The organism is Pedobacter sp. AJM (genome assembly GCF_002197755.1).
Taxonomy (GTDB): Bacteria; Bacteroidota; Bacteroidia; order Sphingobacteriales; family Sphingobacteriaceae; genus Pedobacter.
This window is the reverse complement of record NZ_NHOT01000003.1, coordinates 270,637-290,774: the sequence shown is the minus strand read 5'-3', so window position 1 is coordinate 290,774 and position 20,138 is coordinate 270,637. Positions and strand designations below refer to the sequence as shown.

At 40.9% G+C, this 20,138-nt stretch carries 16 protein-coding genes; 6 read left to right on the top strand and 10 right to left on the bottom strand.

What is annotated here, in order from left to right:
- The first annotated feature begins 8 nt into the window (after positions 1 to 8).
- The 5 genes from CBW18_RS07125 to bla all read left to right on the top strand — a co-directional run bounded on the left by CBW18_RS07125 (position 9) and on the right by bla (position 6,956).
- A complete protein-coding gene (locus CBW18_RS07125) occupies positions 9 to 1,067 on the top strand; it encodes a phosphatidylinositol-specific phospholipase C1-like protein (protein WP_088300605.1) in 1,059 nt (352 codons plus the stop codon).
- Positions 1,068 to 1,082: 15 nt separating this feature from the next.
- Complete coding sequence (locus CBW18_RS07120) at positions 1,083 to 2,486, top strand: alkaline phosphatase (protein ID WP_088300604.1); 1,404 nt, start codon at positions 1,083 to 1,085, stop codon at positions 2,484 to 2,486.
- 184 nt (positions 2,487 to 2,670) lie between these two features.
- Positions 2,671 to 3,843 carry a CehA/McbA family metallohydrolase gene (locus CBW18_RS07115; protein WP_140418643.1) on the top strand — a complete coding sequence of 391 codons (1,173 nt, stop codon included), beginning with the start codon at positions 2,671 to 2,673 and terminating at the stop codon, positions 3,841 to 3,843.
- A gap of 604 nt (positions 3,844 to 4,447) precedes the next feature.
- A complete protein-coding gene (locus CBW18_RS07110) occupies positions 4,448 to 5,707 on the top strand; it encodes a hypothetical protein (RefSeq protein ID WP_140418642.1) in 1,260 nt (419 codons plus the stop codon).
- A 364-nt stretch (positions 5,708 to 6,071) separates the two neighbouring features.
- Complete coding sequence (gene bla / locus CBW18_RS07105; protein ID WP_371566448.1) at positions 6,072 to 6,956, top strand: subclass B3 metallo-beta-lactamase; 885 nt, start codon at positions 6,072 to 6,074, stop codon at positions 6,954 to 6,956.
- A 104-nt stretch (positions 6,957 to 7,060) separates the two neighbouring features.
- Here bla and CBW18_RS07100 read toward each other — a convergent pair whose 3' ends face one another.
- The 9 genes from CBW18_RS07100 to CBW18_RS07060 all read right to left on the bottom strand — a co-directional run bounded on the left by CBW18_RS07100 (position 7,061) and on the right by CBW18_RS07060 (position 18,017).
- Positions 7,061 to 8,278, bottom strand: coding sequence for a PQQ-dependent sugar dehydrogenase (locus CBW18_RS07100; protein WP_088301319.1), 1,218 nt, complete (start codon positions 8,276 to 8,278; stop codon positions 7,061 to 7,063).
- A 304-nt stretch (positions 8,279 to 8,582) separates the two neighbouring features.
- Positions 8,583 to 9,740: an esterase gene (locus tag CBW18_RS07095; protein WP_088301318.1), complete on the bottom strand. Its 1,158-nt coding sequence runs from the start codon at positions 9,738 to 9,740 to the stop codon at positions 8,583 to 8,585.
- A gap of 180 nt (positions 9,741 to 9,920) precedes the next feature.
- Entirely contained in the window at positions 9,921 to 11,348 is a 1,428-nt protein-coding gene (locus CBW18_RS07090) for a hypothetical protein (RefSeq protein WP_088300601.1), read from the bottom strand.
- A 29-nt stretch (positions 11,349 to 11,377) separates the two neighbouring features.
- Positions 11,378 to 12,178 carry a porin family protein gene (locus CBW18_RS07085; RefSeq protein WP_088300600.1) on the bottom strand — a complete coding sequence of 267 codons (801 nt, stop codon included), beginning with the start codon at positions 12,176 to 12,178 and terminating at the stop codon, positions 11,378 to 11,380.
- A 323-nt stretch (positions 12,179 to 12,501) separates the two neighbouring features.
- A complete protein-coding gene (locus tag CBW18_RS07080) occupies positions 12,502 to 13,107 on the bottom strand; it encodes a gluconate 2-dehydrogenase subunit 3 family protein (protein ID WP_088300599.1) in 606 nt (201 codons plus the stop codon).
- 10 nt (positions 13,108 to 13,117) lie between these two features.
- Complete coding sequence (locus CBW18_RS07075) at positions 13,118 to 14,803, bottom strand: GMC oxidoreductase (RefSeq protein WP_216359209.1); 1,686 nt, start codon at positions 14,801 to 14,803, stop codon at positions 13,118 to 13,120.
- A gap of 674 nt (positions 14,804 to 15,477) precedes the next feature.
- Positions 15,478 to 16,149, bottom strand: coding sequence for a hypothetical protein (locus CBW18_RS07070; RefSeq protein WP_088301316.1), 672 nt, complete (start codon positions 16,147 to 16,149; stop codon positions 15,478 to 15,480).
- 66 nt (positions 16,150 to 16,215) lie between these two features.
- Positions 16,216 to 16,803: a Crp/Fnr family transcriptional regulator gene (locus tag CBW18_RS07065; protein ID WP_088300598.1), complete on the bottom strand. Its 588-nt coding sequence runs from the start codon at positions 16,801 to 16,803 to the stop codon at positions 16,216 to 16,218.
- Positions 16,804 to 17,042: 239 nt separating this feature from the next.
- Complete coding sequence (locus CBW18_RS07060; RefSeq protein WP_088300597.1) at positions 17,043 to 18,017, bottom strand: helix-turn-helix transcriptional regulator; 975 nt, start codon at positions 18,015 to 18,017, stop codon at positions 17,043 to 17,045.
- A 70-nt stretch (positions 18,018 to 18,087) separates the two neighbouring features.
- Here CBW18_RS07060 and CBW18_RS07055 point away from each other — a divergent pair, with 70 nt between their 5' ends.
- Complete coding sequence (locus tag CBW18_RS07055; RefSeq protein WP_088300596.1) at positions 18,088 to 18,732, top strand: chloramphenicol acetyltransferase; 645 nt, start codon at positions 18,088 to 18,090, stop codon at positions 18,730 to 18,732.
- A 156-nt stretch (positions 18,733 to 18,888) separates the two neighbouring features.
- On the opposite strand, the gene CBW18_RS07050 is transcribed toward CBW18_RS07055, so the two are convergent.
- Positions 18,889 to 20,094: a serine hydrolase gene (locus CBW18_RS07050; RefSeq protein ID WP_216359208.1), complete on the bottom strand. Its 1,206-nt coding sequence runs from the start codon at positions 20,092 to 20,094 to the stop codon at positions 18,889 to 18,891.
- Between the last annotated feature and the right edge of the window lie 44 nt (positions 20,095 to 20,138).

Sequence of the window (20,138 nt, the reverse complement as noted above, 5' to 3'; positions counted from 1 at the left end):
TTATAAATATGAGACTGGTTACCTGTGTTGGTTTATTGATGGTGTTGCCTGCAATAGGCCTGATGACTAAAAAAGAAGATTTACCGATTAATCAGATTCAGGTAATCGGTTCTCATAACAGTTATAAACAAGCCATTAATCCGGCATTGTTTAAAGTGTTTAAATCTCAGGATACTACTGCGGCCAATGCGTTGGATTACGAACATATCCCAATGCCGGCACAGTTGGATCTGGGTTTAAGAAACTTAGAGATTGATGTGTATGCTGATGAAAAGGGCGGTAAGTACGCACATCCAAAAGGTTTTGAGCAAGTAAAAGGTCAGCCAGCTTTTGATCAGCAAGGGGAAATGAATGCACCTGGTTTTAAAGTTTTACATGTTCCGGATTTAGATTTCAGGTCATCTGCGCTTACCTTCAAAACCGCGTTACAGCAATTAAAAAAATGGTCGCTGGCACATCCAGGGCATACACCGGTTTTTATCACTTTAGAAGCAAAGGATGATACCATCAGGAGTAAAGGATTTACTATTCCTGAAGTATTTACAAGTAAAACTTTTGATCAGCTGGATGCGGCTATTCTCGAAAATTTAGGTCCTGATAAGGTAATTACACCTGCAGATGTGAGAGGGAAATACAAAACTTTAGAAGCGGCTGTGTTACACCAGAACTGGCCTTTGTTGAGCAAGGCAACAGGTAAATTCATGTTTGTTTTAGATGCTGCCGGAAGAAAGCGGTCAACCTATATCGCTAACCATGCTTCCTTAACCGGGCGGGTGATGTTTGCCAATGCAGACCCCGGAACACCTGAAGCCGCAATGATGATTAGAAATAACCCGAAGGATAAACAAATTCCTGAATTGGTGAAGAAAGGATACATCATCAGAACCAGGGCAGATGCGGATACGAAGCAGGCCAGAAAAAATGATTACAGTGATTTTGAAGCGGCCTGCCAGTCAGGTGCACAAATTATCACGACAGATTATTATCAAAAAAGTACACATTTCACATCTACATACGCAATCAGCTTTCCGGGCGGAAAGTACTTTAGAAGAAATCCCTTGTTTTAAAAGGCCAGAAAAGATATGAACAGAAGATCATTATTAAAAGGAGGTTTGCTCACCGGTTTGGGCTTACCTTTTGTAGGATTAAAAGATGTGGTAGCCAAACCACTGATTGGCGGTAAAAAAGCGAAGAACATCATTATGATGGTCAGTGATGGCATGAGTATAGGTACCCTGAATATGGCAGATTTATATGCCAGTCGTGCCTTTGGTAAAAGCAGCAAATGGCTGGGTTTGTATCGCGACAATAAGGCGGTAAGGGCTTTAATGGATACGGCTTCTGCCAGCTCAATGGTTACCGATTCAGCCGCGGCAAGCTCCTCATGGGGCGGGGGAATGCGGGTGAAAAATGGTTCCCTTAATGTGGGGATGAATGGTGAAAAACCACAGCCCATTCTGCAAAAATTTAAAGAGCAGGGTAAAAAGGTAGGCTGTGTAACAACGGTGCCCATTACCCATGCCACGCCAGCGGGGTTTTGCATTAATATTAATAACCGTGGCGGACAGGATATTATTGCTGAAATGTACCTGGGGCTGAAATTCGATGTGATGATGGGCGGCGGGCATAAATATTTTAGTGAGAAAAGGGAAGGTGGTAACCTGATTCCTAAATACCTTACCCAGGGATATCAGGTTGCAGAAAACCGTGCTGAAATGTTGGCTTTAGGGTCGGACAAGCCAGTTCTGGGCCTGTTTGCTGAAGATGGAATGCCATACGAAGTCGATCGCAAACACGACCAGGAACTGATTAACAGTACCCCTACATTAGCAGAGATGACGGTTAAGGCCATTGAACTGATGAAAAATAATAAAGCTGGTTTTGCACTACAGGTAGAAGGTGGTAAGGTAGACTGGGCTGCTCATGCCAATGATTTGAGTGGATTGATTTTTGACCAGCTGGCTTTTGATGAAGCCGTTGGAAAGGTAATTGAATTTGCTGAAAAGGATGGCGAAACCTTGGTGATCATCACCACAGATCATGGCAACGCGAATCCGGGTCTATTCTATGCCGATGAAGCCAATAAGAAATTCGATACCCTGCAGCACTTTAAACACAGCAACACCTGGCTTTTAGCACAGCTGAATCAATCTTTTAGCGAGCAAAAAATTATCGATTTAATTAAAGAAAACCAGGGTTTCGAGATGAAAGCTGATGATGTGAAATCGCTGCTGGTGCATTTTAAAGATATTGTTCCGGGGCAGCTTTATAACGAATCAAACCTTCCGTTCTATGAATATGGAAAAATTCTAAGCAAATATACGGATGTACAGTGGGCGGGAATGAACCATACCGGAGATTATGTGGAGTTAACCATGTTTGGTCCCGGATCTGAAAACCTGAAACCCTTTGTTAAAAATTATGAACTTCATAATTTCATGCTTAAAGCAGCAGAAATGCCGGAAACATTTTTAGTAAAAGCTTAAAAATATAATACATTCAAATATCAGGAGACTGTATCATAATCCATAATTTCCATTAAGATCTGTGATGTTAAGCTTGTCAAAACATCATAAGGGACATTTTTTATAAGTCCTTCGGCAAGCTCAGGATGACATTTCGGATTTATGATACAGGCTCTTTTTGCTATTACTTACCCTTAAATTTATCATGATCTATAATTTAAAGCACACCTTGTCAATTGGCTTTGTTATGCTGTTGCTAAACTTTAATGATGCAAGCGGGCAAGAAAACAATAAATCGAAATTAATTGATTCGGGTGCCGGCGTTTGGTTAAAAGGTGATTTGCATGTCCATTCCAGGCACAGTACAGAATCTTCCAATAACGCAGTAGCGAAAATTATCAACTTTTCGAAAGCTGTAAAAATGGATTATGTATGCATCACGGATCATGATAACCATGTCAATGGCGATGTAGCGCACCATACCTGGACCGATCCGGAATTTAAATCAGATACTTTGTTATTGCTGTATGGTGCCGAATGGACCACCACCAGGGGCCATGGAAATGTATTTTCAGCAAAGCCATATGATCATCAGCGACTGTTTGATGTAAGAGATCAACGTGATGTCAATATCGGCAAGGTTAAAAAATCTTTAAATATCCATTTATCAGCCAACCACCCGAGCGGTAAAGATAATTTTGGATTTTCTTACGATTTGGTGCAATCAATTGAAGTATGGAACTCGGCCATGTGGACTAAAAATGCAAATGCCATGATGATCTGGGATGATATGCTTTCTTCAGGGAGGATGATGACGGGTAGAGGAGGAAGTGATGCACACCACGGAACGCCAACCGCTTCAGAAAAACCAAGCCAAAATACCTATCAGGCAGCCTATAATTATATTGGAACGCCAACTACCTGGGTATATGCAAAGACACGAAGTTTGAGTGCCGTTGTTGATGCCTTAAACCATGGAAGGGTAGCTGTGAGTGCAAATCCAAATTCGCCACATATAGCTTTTTATGCCGATGTTACTGGAACCGGTAAATTCGACATGATGATGGGAGACAACACCGTTTCAACGGGCAAGCCAGTAAAATTTCAGATTCAGTTGATGGGAAACACTATACCTGGTGAAACCTATTCGGTTACGGTGATCAAAAATGGAAAGACATTTAATACCTATCAAATAAAGGGGGACGCTCCGGTTACTACCTTTACAGATGTTCCTGATTTAAAGGGAAGAACGTATTATCGGGTAACTGTAGAAGGTAAAGTAAATGATTATCCTGAGGTTCCAAAATCAATGGCATTAAGCGAGAAGATGGTAAGCTTGTCTAATCCAATTTACTTTAATTTTGATCCCAAATTCTAAAGTCTGATCAGAAAGCGCATAAGTTTATCCATAAACTGATAAGGTAAAAAAAAGATTTCGAAAAATAATAACAGATAAAAAGACTGACTTATTGATATGGGCACACTGGCTCAATGAAGATCAATTGATCGACCTAATGAGGCCGCCTGGCTCCTCATTCTTCACTATATTATATTTCGCTTGCAAATAAATTAACCGGCATCAAATATAATGATCAATCTAAAAGCCCGTTATATCATTGCGCTTTCCCGTTAATGAAAACAATAAATATTCAGTTTTGAAATGTAATTACTCAAAGCTTAAATAAATTTTTGTAAGCTTAATTTTTATTTTATGTATTTATTTTTCAGTAATTAAATGTATGATTAATATTTGCTTTTGAAGCTTCAAGCCTGGCGTGCTATGAGGATGGGAATTTGCCTCTTATGATGATATAATGAATTTATTTAGTCATTTACTCATTAGAAATGTACAAAATTGTAAGCCGAACAACCTTTAGGAGGTAAACATATTTGCTAGAAAATTAGTTAATCGATCCATTTATGAAATAGTGGATTGGCTAATTTTATATGAATTAAATGTTTATCTAACCAAAAAAAATTACATGAAAAAAAAACTATTCAGTGTATTTGCCATTGCACTTATCATGGCAGGTTGTTCAAAAAATGATATTGACAACGTAAAGCCACAAGATCTATCGGATAAGAACGTCAATGTTCAGGCAGATTCCTCAAAAAAGGCTACGGCAGAAGGAAACGCATCTATTGATGCATCAGCAGTACAGCAAACCATTAAGGGTTTTGGCGGGGCAAATATTGTGGCCTGGACAGGAGATCTGACCAGTGCGCAGAGAACTACTGCGTTTTCACCAACAAACGGTATCGGTTTAAGTATTGTTCGTGTACGTGTGCCTAATTCCAGTTCAGAGTTTGCTGCTGAAAAAGCAACTATCGATGCCTGTAAATCATTTGGCGGATCGGCTATTGCATCAGCATGGTCTGCACCCGCTTCCATGAAAACAAATGGCAGCATTGTTGGTGGTAAAATTAATACCGGTTCTTATGGTGCTTATGCGGCACATTTAAGTGCTTTTAACAGTGCCGTTGGCGGTCTCGCAGCCATTAGTCCTACCAATGAGCCAGATTATAAGGTCAACTATGAATCAATGGAACTTACTGCGTCAGAAGTTGCCGATTTCGTAGCTGCACAAGGTAGCAATTGTGGTGCCCCTATTATGGCACCAGAACCTTTTCAAATGAATCAAAGCTACATCAATACCTATCTCAGCAATGCCACTGCAAAATCGAAAACCAGTTTTGTATGCGGCCACATCTATGGTAAAACGCCTTACAACTTAGGGAATGTGGGCAAACCGGTTTGGATGACAGAACATTATACCAATTCCAGCATCAGCGGTGATGACTGGGCGAATGCCATGAATGCGGCCAAAGAAATACACGATTGTATGAATGCCGGCTGGAGCGCCTATGTATGGTGGTACATCAGAAGAAGTTACGGGCCAATGAGTGAGAGCGGAAATATCCAGAAAGTAGGTTATGTGATGGCACATTATGCCCGTTATGTGCGTCCGGGATACAGCAAAATTTCCTGCACTTCTAATCCAACACCAGGGGTTTACGTAACGGCCTACAAAAGCGGATCTAAACTGGTTATTGTAATCGTAAACCAAAATAACGCCGTCACCTACCAGACATTTGGTTACAGCGGAATAAGCGTTAGCGGATTTAACCGTTATGTTACCACCAGTACTTCTAATCTAGCTTCTAACAGCCTCACTGTTTCAGGTGGAAATTTTGGGATTAACCTGGCTGCTTCAAGCGTAACTACACTGGTATCTAATTAGTATAAAATCTATATTTAGTTTATTTCATTTTTTGCAACCCCGCCCTTTAGGTATCTTTCTTTTTAGAAAGGTACCTAAGCTGGTGCATGCGTTTCGCGAGGGAGAGATAAATAAAATTGTAGTAAGGCCAGGCAGAGATGTCGGGCCTTACTATTTATTTAGTGAAAGCTCACCGCTGTTCAATGATGTGTTTGGTCGGTTTGCTGGTGCCAGCCTGTGACTGGTGTTTAAATTTCTTATCAATTTAGACCCAGCTCATTAGCAGAATAAGAAGTAATTAGACCATAAACAAAATAGCGTATTATTCAGAGATAACAAATCAATAACATGTTGCAAAAAATCACTATTATTACGCCATTATTTTATGACTAATTTTATGCTTAGACATTGCTTCAATCGTATTTTAATGGCTTTTTGTTTACTCTTCAGTTTTATTCTGGTAAAGGCACAAGAAGTGGAAGAACCTAAAAATATCCCTGCAGAATGGTCCGAACCTTACCAGCCTTTCCGCATTGCAGGTAATTTATATTATGTGGGGACAGCCGATCTGGCTTGCTACCTGATTACTACACCAAATGGTAATATCCTTATCAATACCGGGCTAGCGGCTTCACTGCCTTTAATTCAATCGAATGTAGAAACGCTGGGGTTTAAATTTAAGGATATTAAAATCCTGCTGACCACGCAGGCGCATTATGACCATATGGGAGCCATGGCCAGGATTAAAAAAATTACGGGTGCTCAATTTATGGTGGATGAAAAAGATGCTTCTGTTGCTGCAGATGGCGGACGTTCGGATTATGCATTGGGAGGTCATGGCACAGCCTTTCAGCCCATTAAAGCCGATCGCTTGTTGCATAATGGTGATGTCGTGCGTCTGGGTGGCATGCAACTGGTAATGCTGCATCACCCCGGACATACCAAGGGTTCATGCAGTTTTTTATTTGATGTTAAAGATAAAGACAGGAGTTATAAGGTATTAATTGCCAATATGCCGACCATTGTTACTGAAAAGAAATTTTCTGAAATTACGGATTACCCAGACATTACTCAGGACTATGTTTATACCCTGGCCGCAATGAAAAAACTGAATTTCGATATCTGGCTTGCTTCTCATGCCAGTCAGTTCGAACTTCATAAAAAGCATCAGCCCGGGGATGCCTATCGCCCGGCATCATTTTTTGATAGAAAAGGTTATGATGAATTAATCAAAGAACTGGAAGAGGAATTAAATCAGAAAATCCATTAATAAGGCTTTTAATTGATCTGAGGATGACAAAAGCGCACAGGATTGTTATTCTTGTGCGCTTTTTGTTTTAAGGAACTGGTTAGAATCCTTTTATTAATTAAAGATTAATTTCTGTCAATCCGGTATAACCTTCCGCCATCCGTTACCGCATATAAGGCATTATCTGTACCTTGCGTAATGTCTCTGAAACGCTGTCCTTCGCTGGCAAGCAACCTTTCCTCACCGGTAACTACATTATCTTTAATAACAAGCCTTGCAATATGTGTAGCAGAAAGGGAGCAGATAAACAGGTTATTTTGCCATTCGGCGATGCGGCTGCCGGTATAAAAAACCATTCCACTTGGCGAAATGACCGGATCCCAGTAATACACGGGCTGTTCCAATCCGTTTTGTTGCTGGATGGCAGCACCAATGGCAGCACCGCTGTATTCAATACCATAGGTGATGGTTGGCCAGCCATAGTTTCGTCCACCTTGTAACCTGTTGAGTTCATCCCCGCCACGCGGGCCGTGCTCGCTCTGCCAGATGTCTCCCGTAACCGGATGAACTGCCAATCCCTGAGGGTTCCGGTGACCGATACTATACAGTTCAGGAAGTGCTCCACCCGTTGAAAAAACAGGGTTTCCTGTTGCTGCTTGTCCATTGGTATTAATGCGGATTATTTTTCCGAGTCCGGCAGTAACAGATTGTGCCAGTGGCCTGGTAGCCAGGTCTGAGCGTTCGCCGGTACTGACAATCAGGTTGCCTGTTCGATCAAAAAGAATACGTCCACCATAATGAAGTGTACCGTTATAGGCTGGCCCCGCACGGTATATAACGGTTGCATTTTCAATGCTTTGTTCATTTTGTGCTAATCTGCCCTTGGCTACTGAAGTTTGGTTACCCCCTGCAACATTTTCGGAGAATACCCAATAAACCATCCTGTTGGTGCTGAACTGGGGGTCGATGCAAAGCCCTAAAAGCCCTCCTTGTCCGTTGGCATTTACCGCCGGAAGTCCGGTGATGGCACTACTTAATGTTCCGCTTGTGGTGGCGATACGCAAGGTACCTGCCTTTTGGGTAATTAATAACCTTCCATCAGGTAGTGCGGTGATGCCCCATGGTGCAGTGAGCGCCGTGGATATAGCCGTACCCTGAATGGAAGTACCGGTACTTACAGCTGTGATTCTGGTTTGGCCTGCAAAAGCTGGTGTGTAACTGGTATTGGGCGGGTTGGTTTCTACACCAGGGCCAATTACGGAGCCTGTTTCCGGATCCTTTGAACAGGCAGCGGCCATCAGCATGCATCCTGCTAAGGCAATCAGGTTAAATTTTGTTTTCATGGTAGTGATTTTAGGTTTTCTGTTAATGATGATCTGATACCTGTTACAACCGATAGGAGGGTGGATTGGTTTTTCAGAATGACCTAAAAAATAAAAACAATTACGGATGCTTACGTTTTGAGCATCAGTGGCTTGCTGGCTGGGAAATGAAAAGGTTTGTCGTGCTAATATTGCTGAGCAGGTAAACATCAGTTCCCCGTCTAAAGTACGACAGGGAACTAAAATTTAAAAGGTTGATGATATTTAAAATGTTGCTGGATCAGGCAAGAGATTAGATTTTAACAAGTATTTGCTAGAGGTTACCTTATTGAAAAAGTTGAGGAGCAAAAAGTACCAGGTAATCGCGCCAGTTCGACCAGGTATGACCGCCTTCGCTTTCTACATAGGTATATTTTGCATTTATTCCGTCGAGTTTTTTTCTGTAATCACTTACCGCCTGATACAGGAAATCAGTTTTACCAATACCGATCCAATACAATTTTACACCGTTTTTAAACTGGTTCTGTAGTGTTGCATCCACATTGGCATAAACAGGTGATTCTGTTTTACCAAATGGCATGATGGCCGGAGAAAACAGGCCAACATAATCGAAGGTTTTTGGGTAAAACCTGGAGGTATGCAGGGAATGAAATCCACCCATTGATAAGCCTGCGATTGCCCGTTGTGATGGCTTTGCATTTACGCGGTAATTGCTTTCTACAAATTTGATAATATCGGGAAATGTTTCTTCCATTTTGCCATCCATGGTATGAGGCAATTGCATCGTAGGTTTATAGAAACCCTTTATATCTTCGCCTGGTGCAGCCTGCTGGGCTACATTGCCATTTGGCATCACTACAATCATGGGCTTTGCTTTACCTGCTGCAATCAGGTTATCTAAAATCTGAGGGGTACGGCCAAGTGCGGCCCAGGCTTCTTCATCGCCGCCCATGCCATGCAATAAATACAGTACCGGATATTTGGTTTTACCGGTTTCATATCCTGGCGGGGTGTAGATCGTCACTCGTCTTTCTATTCCGTTGCCAGGAGAATTGTACCACCTTTTGGCCACAGTACCATGTGGCACATCAGCCACTAAATAATTATCGGCCTTGCCACCGCCCACAATTAAAACATTTACTACTGAAGCTACATCCCTGATCTGGTATACATTGCTGGCATCTCTGATTTTTAAGCCATCTACTATAAAAGAATAGCTGTATAATTCCGGCTTAAGTGGCGAAGTGGTGTAGGTCCACAGGCCATCTGCCTGTTTTTTCATCGTAGCAATTCCAGGTGCAGCCAATAAATCGCCCTGTAATTCAACTTTTTTTGCCTGAGGCGCTGAGAGTCTGAATGTCACACTTTTATCTGCATGGATTTCTGGTGATGTAATTTCTTTCTGGTTGTTGAAGTTTAAATTCTCCTGGGCATAAGCGCCGAGAGAGGTGAAGAGGAGGAAATTCAATATTATTTTTTTCATATCCGGTAGGTTTATAGATGAGGCTATATCTTTTTTCGTTACACCGTCAATATACGAATCAGAATTGAAATAACAGTGTACTGCTTCGTTAGCACAATTAAAACTTAATTCATAAAACAAAGAACCCCTGCAAGTCTTTTCTTGCAGGGGTTCTTAAAATTTTATGGAGAGAAAATATAATTAGTAAACTTTCTTTACCCTGCTTTCGCCTGAACCGTAGTAAAAGTTAATGATCTTTTTATCACCCTTGTTAGGCAACGAGTAGTTTAAGCCCGTAATCAAATTTGAAGCGAAATTTAAATTTGAACTGTAATTTAAAATATATGAGTTTTGGCTAACATCATATACCGCGGCTTTTGAAAATAAACCTTTGGCATTTGCTACTAACTTCCCGGTAGCATCTCTTCTTAAATGCACAGACCCATATCCGCCTTCTGCAGAACTGGTCATTGCAATTTTTCCGGCACTGTTGGTGGTGGCGCTTAGCAGTGGCTGACTTTTGATAATATTACCGATAATATCAACCATTGTAACATCTAATTTTGTATTGGCATCAAACGTGCTTTGATTCAGGTCGTAATACACTCCATTATAGTAGTTGTAAGCATTTACGTTAAGGCGTTCCACCTGAAAGCCATCTGTAACAGCACTTAAATAAACAGTACTGTTTGTATATCCGTTTACCGGTATATAAAGTTCCCTTCCCAGCTTATCTTTTGGAAATTTCAGAAAGACAGGGCCAACAACACTAGGAATATTCACATTGGAAGCATTAACATTAAAATAGGTTTTAACAGTGGCTAAATAAGGTAATTGATAAGGAACTGCGACGGTACTGTCTTCTGTGCCATAGATGTATAATTTCTGATCAGCTTCAACCTGTGCAAAACTAAAGGTATATGCGCCTGGCGCAGCTGGTAATTTTAAGGAATAAGCACCCGTTGCTGTGGTATAAGTTGGAAATTGTACACTATAGGAACCATTAAAGCCGTTAGGAACAGATGTGGAAGCTGTAACCAATACATTTCCGCCAACCTTTTCAGGTGTGGTATTGGTTAAATCGGTTTCGATGTATAATGTCCCTGAAATTTCGTTTGAAAGTTCTGCAGTATTCCACAATTTTGCTGTCCCTAAAGTGATGTCCTTGCGCATAATTTGCGTGGCAGCATAGCCGGTTTTGGTAATTAAGAATGTACTGGTAGGAAACAAATACAAAGAAGAAAACGTTGCGATACCCTGTGCATTGGTTTTGCTGGAAAAGAGTTTGCCTTCTGATGAGACAATCACCTCAGCATCAACAACTGGTGCATTGGTTACTACATCAGTAACAGCTACGCTATAATCCTGTTTAGCAGCGGCAACGGCACTTGCACGGGCCAGACTGTCGTTCATTTTAAGTTGTTGAAGCGCAGCGGTATTTATAAGTTGTTGCAATGCGCTTGCACCTTTTTGTTTTAGGGTTTCTAAATCCAGCTCATGCTGATACTTCAGGTTTAATAATTCTTTCTGTGCAGCAATGGCATCTGCTTCTGAAAACTCATCTTTTGAACAGCCTGTAGCATAAAGCGCCAGGACAACTAAAAATAGTCTGGTAAATTTTAATTTCATATAATTGGTTCTTGATTAAGAATTTTTGGCTACTGTACCGGAATGATCAGGCCTAGTTTGGATATAAAAGAGTTGGATCTGATGTTGCTTCCGAAACCTACCTTCTCCATGTAAGAATAATTTTCTCTTGCAGGAGTTGCACCGGCTTCATATCTAAAGTCGAAGAGTAATTTCACCTTGCTAAACAGGGGTAAACGCAAATCTGCCCCAATAATCAGGTTTAGCCTATCCCGCTTATACCTGCCGGTAACATGCTCTGAATCTGTAACAGTGGTGATGACATCTTCCCCGGGAAGCAAGTTGCCGGTTTTTTGATAATGCTCCGTGACATTAAAGTTATAGGCATAACTTCCACCAGCATATAGGGCCGGTTGCCAGTCTTTGTTTAATGGAATCGTGTACTTTAACAATAAGGGAAAATTCAGGCTGTTTAAATATGCTGAACTGTTCTTTACATTTTTGGTACTAAAATCCTCGGGTAAACCATATCTGGTATCATCTTTAAAGCTCAATAGCTGGCCACCTTGTTGGATAAAGTTTGTCTCCAGCTGGATACTCCATTGCTGATAAACATTATAGGTGAACAAAAGGCCGGCAGTATAACCGGTATGGGTTCCGGTGTGAGGCTGACCATTGCTAAATTTATTTACTGTTAATCCACCAGCCACACCGATCTCAAATTTGGATGTATTGGTCTGAACTTTAGTGGTATCAATTTTATTTTGGGCGTAAACAGTATTGAATGATGCAAAAAGAATAGCTATACCTATAATGATAGCATGTAATTTACCAATTGCAGAAAACTGCAATTTAGAGGTGAGAGGGCGCATGAATTATTTTGTTTGGTCGCCAAAAATGGAAATTTATATGATAATCTACAAAATTTTTCTGAAAAAATTATTTGGTTTTGATTTAAATGACTGATTAGTAATACGATTTTGTTATTGGTATGCCTTGTTTTTTACTCATTGGTATGAAATATGCCGGCACTTTTGTGCACGAAAACACCATGAACCAATGTATCATGGTATTTAATTCCATGTTAGGCCTACTGATGTTGGTCATTTCTCTAGTGAACTTCCTTAAAAGGTTACACTTTTATCGAGTATTTACGGATGCATTTAAAAGATACATCACATTTCTGATCTGCATGTTAATACCACGCACGTTCACCTTTATGATAGGGCACACAACCCTCATAGCGGGTAGGAACCGAAACAAACCGCAGTGCTTCAGTTGCGCCAATCTCTGAATTGAAATAAGCCCAGAGGATCAGTTGTTTTAAACCGGTAAAGTAATGGTTTGGGGTGGCAACAAACTTCTCATTATCTTTTTTGCTTTCCCTGTCTTTCTGCTGTTTCTCTTTTTGAAAATTATAGGCCTGCTGATCCAATACTGTTAAAAAATTGTGTTTTTCTGCTTTACTGGCACTTAAAAATGGCTTTTTAAGGCTTTTTAAAATATCAGCATTAACTTGTGTCAGGCTTGTTAAAAATGTGGTTTGTTGTGCTTTGGTATAACAATCAGATACGATGGTATTAATTAAGGCACCCACATTAGCAGCCCTGGCACCCTGAGATTTAGCAGTTCCAGGTAAAATGGTTTCACCAAGTTCATTGAGCAAACTGATCTGGTTTTGGGATAATATGCCAATGGCTTTACTGTTTGGATAAGTAAAGCTACTAAGCAAGGCATCTGCACCGATCAAAGTTCCGCCGGTTAATATGGCGATTGATTTTAATAAATCTCTTCTGTCCATGTTCGTTTCCTTAAAGGTTTCCTTTTTTCAATTCCCTTACCGCAAAATCTGCAGCCCTTGCGGTAAGGGCCATATAAGTTAACGATGGATTCTGGCAGGCAGATGATGTCATACAAGCGCCATCGGTTACAAATACGTTCTTGCAATCCCATACCTGGTTCTGACTGTTCAATACGGATGTCTTTTCCGAAAGGCCCATTCTTGCCGTACCCATTTCATGTATACCATGCCCCATGGCGTGGCCGCTATCCCAGCTGCTGATGTTTTTAATACCGGCAGCTTCGAACATGGCTTTGAGCTCTTTCAAAATATCTTTACGCATTTTAATCTCATTTTCCTGCAGTTCGGCATCCATGTTTAAAACGGGAAGTCCCCATTTATCTTTTACCTGCTGGTCCAAAGATATTTTATTGCGGTGGTCGGGTAAAATTTCACCAAAGCCGGTGGCACCAATCGACCATCCTCCGGGTTCGGTAAGGGCCTCTTTGAAGGCACTGCCTATGCCCAGCTCGGGTATGTTGCTGCTCCAGCCAGTTCTGCTTGCACTGCCCTGAAAACCAAAACCCCTCAGGTAATCCCGTTTATCATCACCCATATTCACAAACCGGGGGATGTAAAATCCATTGGCTCGGTTTCCGTAATAATATTTATCCTCAAAACCCTCAACGGTTCCTGAACAACCAAGGTTATAGTGATGGTCCATTACATTATGGCCAAGCTCATTACTGCTGCTGCCCAGGCCGCCCGGCCAAATGTCCTTTGCCGAATTCATTAATACCCAGGCACTGTTTAATGCGGAAGCACAGAGAAATACAATTTTAGAATTAAACGTATAGGTTTGATTGGTTTCGGCATCAAGCACCTCTACACCCCTGGCTTTTTTAGTGTCTTGATCATAGAGGATCTGCGTAACAATCGAAAATGGCCTGATGGTTAAATTACCGGTTTTTAAAGCTGCAGGCAAAGTAGAAGATTGCGTACTGAAATAGCCGCCAAAAATGCATCCTTCCCAGCAACGGTTTCTGAACTGGCATTTGGTTCTGCCCGGAATGGCTGCGGTAAGGTTTGCCACGCGGCCGATAATTAAATGCCGTTCATCTTTATAATGTGCTTTTAGTCGTGCTGCTACGTCCTTTTCCACACAATTCAAATCCATAGGCGGGAGGAACATGCCATCCGGTAAATGTGCGAGGCCTTCTTTGGAACCGCTTATTCCTGCAAACTTTTCTACATAATCATACCATGGGGCTATATCTTTATAACGGATGGGCCAGTCGACAGCGATACCGTCTTTTTGATTGGCTTCAAAGTCGAGATCACTCAAACGATAGCTCTGGCGGCCCCAAAGCACGGAGCGGCCACCCATCTGATAACTGCGCCACCAGGTAAAGGGCTTGGTTTCTACATAAGGACTATCTTTTTCATTTGCCCAATAATCCATGATCGGCTCATGTGCTGCCCATCCACGATGGATAACAGGATAATTTTTTTGTTGTGCTACAGTTGTTTTACCGCGATGCGGAAATGAAAAAGGATCACCTTGCGCAGACTTGTAGTCTTTGATGTGTTCGAAATTCCTTCCACGTTCCAAAAGCAATACTTTCATTCCCTTTTCAGTTAGCTCTTTCGCAGCCCATCCACCACTAATGCCGGAGCCAACAACTATCGCATCATAAACCGTTTTGTTATTCATCATAGATATTTGGTTAACTATCAAATATAATATTCCTGAATAAAATACTGGTATAAAGGAAAAACTTTTTGTAAAGATTTAATTGTAAATAATAGGCTTCAGGTTAGTAAAACAAAACTGAAAATACAATATATTTAGTTTGTATAATTAAAGCTACAATTGGGTTCGGGTAAAAATTTAATCTGTGATAGAAAGTGATTTTAGTTCGATCCAATATTTTCCTTTTCTTTTTAAATTGATGTAAATATGCTTTTATGCGCAATTTGAAACGTTTTTGCTGAAACAAAAAAAAGTTTCCGTGAAAAATGTTTCAAGTTTTCGAAACAATTTTTCCCGAAACAAAAAAATGTTTCCAATAATTTTGTTTCGAAAATGGCGATTGGTATCAAAAATTTGATTGACATAGAAAAAATCAGGAAGCCATCAGGTTTATTGCAGACCTACATGGCTAAACTTACCAGCACAATAATATCATCGTAATTTTATGTCAAAAGGTTTCCGTCCACTCAATGCTAAAACGTGAGGTGTGTTAAATATCCTCGAACTTTGATGCAGTATGGAGGGGAAACCCAGGCAACTGAAAAATCAACTTAAATGATCAAAAAAATGGTTTTCAGTTCATCTGCAGCCTTTTCCTGAGGTACTTATCCGGAATTAAGATGTTAAGCAAGTGTATTTTAATTTGGGATGTTTACGTGATAATTTTTCCTAATCAGCAGCCGATAGATGGCAATACAACCAGGAATCATGGGAAGGATTGCGGTCCACATTCCAGGAAAATAATAATGTCCTGTGGTTTTGAAATAGAAATTAGGCATTTGCGGGATTGAGTTTCCATTAATGACAGTCGTAATGGAATGAGGATCATGCGGCAGTATTTCCGGTGAAAGGAGTGGAAAGATAAAATGAGTAAATTCTGCAACGCCGGGACCGATAAAGATAAACCAGGCCACAAATCCCGCGATATGAACTTTATAGTACAATCCGAGTGATGTAAGGGTATAAATGACTGGACCCACCAGTGCAAAGACCATCAAAAAGCTTTTTTCACTCCAGGAAATACCAAATAGGCGGCTCATGGCCGGTGCAAAGCCCATCAGGTACTCTTCTACAATGTGGATCTGTAAACCGGCTACGGTAAGAATGAAAAGCGGAAGGATCACCCCAGGTTCAACAGGGTTTTTCAGATAGGTTTTGTACCAGCAGATTAGTCCTATGAGGGCGGAGCCTCCCACAATTATTACGGGAGCCAGACCAATGGATAGATAACCCATAACCGGAGCAACAACTGTAAAAAGACATGCTGCTAAAAGGCTTATTGTCTGAGGAAAGGAAAGTGGAGTTTTCATCGCGATGTTTAATATGCGTGAAAGGTACATTGCTAAGCTAGCTCTGCATTTATCAAATGATAAAAACTACTTTATTCCCCTGATTCTGCTTAACGAAACCTGCGTAATTCCCAGATAGGAGGCAAGGTCTGCCAGGCTGATCCTTTGCAGTAATCTTCCGTGTTCCTTTAGGAAGTTATGATAAGCGCCCTGTGCTTTTTCTTCCAGGGTGCTGCTGATCCTGTCCATCATATTTACGGCGGCCAACGACACCAGTTTTCTGAAAAATGTTTCCACCGAATGGTAGCGGGCACAAAGTGCTTCCATATCATCGTGGTTCAGGCAGGTAAGTGTTGTAGCTTCTAGGCTTAAGATAGAATAGGAGGAAGGTTGCCGGGTCAGGAAACTATCCAACACGGTAAACATATTTCCTTCAGGAAAAAAGCGCATGATAAATTCGCGCGTTTCCGTATAAAAAAAGGTCTTGAGCAGGCCGCTGTCTACAAAGTAAATTCGGTTGCAGACAGTTCCTTTTTCCAGGATCAATTCTCCTTTGTCATATTGCTTTTTATACAATCTGCAAGCCAGGGCAGCTTTTGCATCCTCTTCCAGGTTGGCCAGCGACGCTGCGAAATCCAGGAAACTGGTGTTAATAGTATATTTGTTGGTATCCATGGCTTCAAATTACAGAATCTTTATGGCGCATAATAGGGGGTAATGATGAAATTCCATAGTCAGGCATTTATTTGGCCGTGTTTGTATCATTTCAAGAGGACTATGATTTTAAGGTGGTGGAAATACTCAATTTATAATCAAGCTGCAGTTAAAAGAAGAAAAAAAATATGAGTATTGCATCGCGGTTGCAACCTATAGCTTATTAAGCCGTAATCGTGCTCTGATTTCCCTTATCCAAGCTATTTTATCTGCGAGACTATCCTCTTTCCAGGTGATTGACCATAGAATAACTTGAATGCCCGGATAAATGAGGAATCGGATGTGTAACCCAAAATGGCAGCGATCTCCCCGATATTAAGCTTAGCATCCCTGATTAAGGAATCAGCATGCTGCATCCTTAATTCATGGATATAGCTGAACACCGTTAACCCGAAAATTTGTTTGAAGCCTTTCTTTAACTTAAATTCATTCAGAAGGAATTCCCTACTGATGCCTTCCAGGGTCAAAGCAGATAAGTAATTTATGGACAGGTAGTTTTTCACAGCTTTCAACTTATCAATGTCTATGTTGTTTAGTGATTTAACAGGTTGGTTGCTGTTTGTGGAGTAGGCATTCATGCAAAGTAAAATCAACTCCTTCACTTTCGATTTCAGATAGTTTTCTTTCAGGTTATTGGCTATTGGCGGGTTTTGTAAAAGTCGTAAGGCCGAAAATTGGAAAGCATTGGTATGCATAGGTGAATCAAAAACCGCAAAGCTTTTCATGTCCTCGCCCCGGGCTATTAATTCCTGGTATGGAGTACCGCATTCATGCAATACTTCATTAAAAAAAGAAGTTTTTAATCCAATGCACATATATTCGTACTGCTGTTGTTTAGGGAAAATAAAGGAACTGGTTGGGTTTATACAATTTAAAACATTGAATTGTCCTTGACGCATGGACTGATCCTTTGGCATGCCTGAAATGAAGGCACCAGAACTACCTGCGAGTTGAAAGTGCAGGCTTACATGTGTGTTATCCTGAAAATGGTTTACCCGGGTATCTTCATTAAAAGTACCATAGAAATTTAATAGGTCGAAATCTGTGGTCCTCAAACTTTTCGTTTGACAGCTAAAAACATCAGGCAGCGTTACTGATGAATCAGTTGTCATGATATCTGTAGTAAATTCTCTTTTAACTAAGTTTTTAAACTCATTTCCTGATAATTGGTACATAATCCGTTTTGGTATATTCTTAATCCTTTTTGGTATATCGCATTAAAATCATAAGCCGCAAATTGCTGACATGGAAATACCTACCAAAGATATAATAGATATCAGTACCTGGAAACGCAAGGCGCATTATAATTTTTTCAGCACGTTTGATCAGCCTTTTTTTGGCGTAACGAGTTTGATAAATTGTACAGAAGCATACCACTTTTGTAAAGCATACCAAATACCATTCTTTTTGTACTATCTGCATAAATCACTTTTGGCCGCAAACCACATTAAAGAGTTTCGGTACAGAATTGAGGCTGACGAAGTTGTTGAGTATAGCTTGATTTCAGGCTCCATTACCGTGTTAAGAAATGATGAAACATTTGGTTTTGCTTATTTTAATTACCACCGGGATTTTAAAATTTTTAGTCAGGAGACCAGGAATGTGATCATGCTGGAAAAAGCTGCGGTTGGATTAACCTTAAAGCCGGATGTGATGAATATGATACATTACTCTATTCTGCCATGCATAAATTTCACCAGCATGCAACATGCACAAATGCTTAAAGCGGGTGATCATGTTCCTAAAATCGTATTTGGTAAACTCTTATTTAAAGACGGGCAAGTGCTGTTGCCTGTTTCTGTACATGTACACCACGCACTTTGCGATGGCGTACATGTCAGCAAATTTTTATCAGCATTTGAACAAAGCATGCAAGTTACCGGTACCTGAATGTTTGATGAAATATGATAAGAAATTTATTATCATCAGTGTTTGAGAGCTTAGTTTAAGGATAGTTTCAATTGGTCCATTCGCACTTTCAAATGCCATCTGGGTATATTTTCTATTGCTGCCCGGCTGGCTGAATGGTGTTCAACATAATTGCTATTAATGATCACCATTTCTAATTTTAACGCCATATTGATAGAGTTCGTTGTAGATACCAAAGAATTGGGCCTCCTCTGTTTCCAGCAATGAGGTATTGATGAACATGATCACCGCCACTTCCTTTTTAAGATCAGAAAGCATGAAAGTCCTTACACCAAAGTCGGAGCCGTTGTGCCCGATCCTTTTTCCACCCATCTTGGTAGACCAGAAAATACCGGAGTTAAGTTGAGCTGGTGCTATATTTTCAGGCTTATGCGCGTCATCAAACTGAAACCGGAGCATCTCCTGCACCGTTTTCTCCCTGAGCACCTGTCTGTTTTGAAATTTTCCGCCATTTAACAAGCAGATAAAGAAGTGGGACAGGTCATTGACCGATGTACGTACGCCACCATCGGGATAAGTGGTCAGTCCGTAAAGTGGTATTCTTTTAATACTGCTATCCACCTGTTTCTGGTAAAGCCTGGCGTGCTTTTTCAGGTTGATCTCAGACAGGAACCATCCTGTATCATTCATTTTCAATGGCTTGAATAGATATTCCCGGCTGTAGTCGTTCAGCTTTTTACCTGTCTGCACTTCGATAATGTAACCTGCCAGGGCGGTCGCGATATTGGAATACTCCCGAAATGTACCCGGCCTGTGATTGATAAAATTTTCTTTAGCATAATGTGTTCCGCCAGGCAAAAAATAATTGCGCAGAAAATCTGCCAGCGTCTCCGGCGAATCTTTTCCGTTAACATATAAACTGTCGGAGTTATAAAAAGGGAACCTGTCATTCAGACCGGAGGTGTGGGTAGCCAGGTGACGCAAAGTGATTTTCTCTTTTGGAAAGAAAGGGTGATGAATCTTAAAGGGGAGGTAGGTATTGATATCTTCATCAAGGGAAAGTTTTCCCTGCTCCACGGCTTTCATCAGGCAGGCCCCGGTAATGGTTTTGGATACAGAGGCTATATTCATGACGGTTGATGTGGTGAATGGTATCTTGTTCTCCCGGTCGGCATAACCGTAGCCTTTAGACCAGGCGAGTTTTTTATCGATGATAATGGCTGCACCCAGGCCTACGAGCTGTGCATCACTCATTTTTTTCAGGATAACACTATCAATTGCATCGGTGGATTTTAAGGGTAATTGCTCAATCTGCTGCCCGCGGGCGGTTGCACTTATGAGCATGCCTAGCAGCAGGGAAATAATATAAATTTGTGATCTCATTCTGATGATTTTTGAAAATTTAGCTGAAAATCGAACAAAATAAT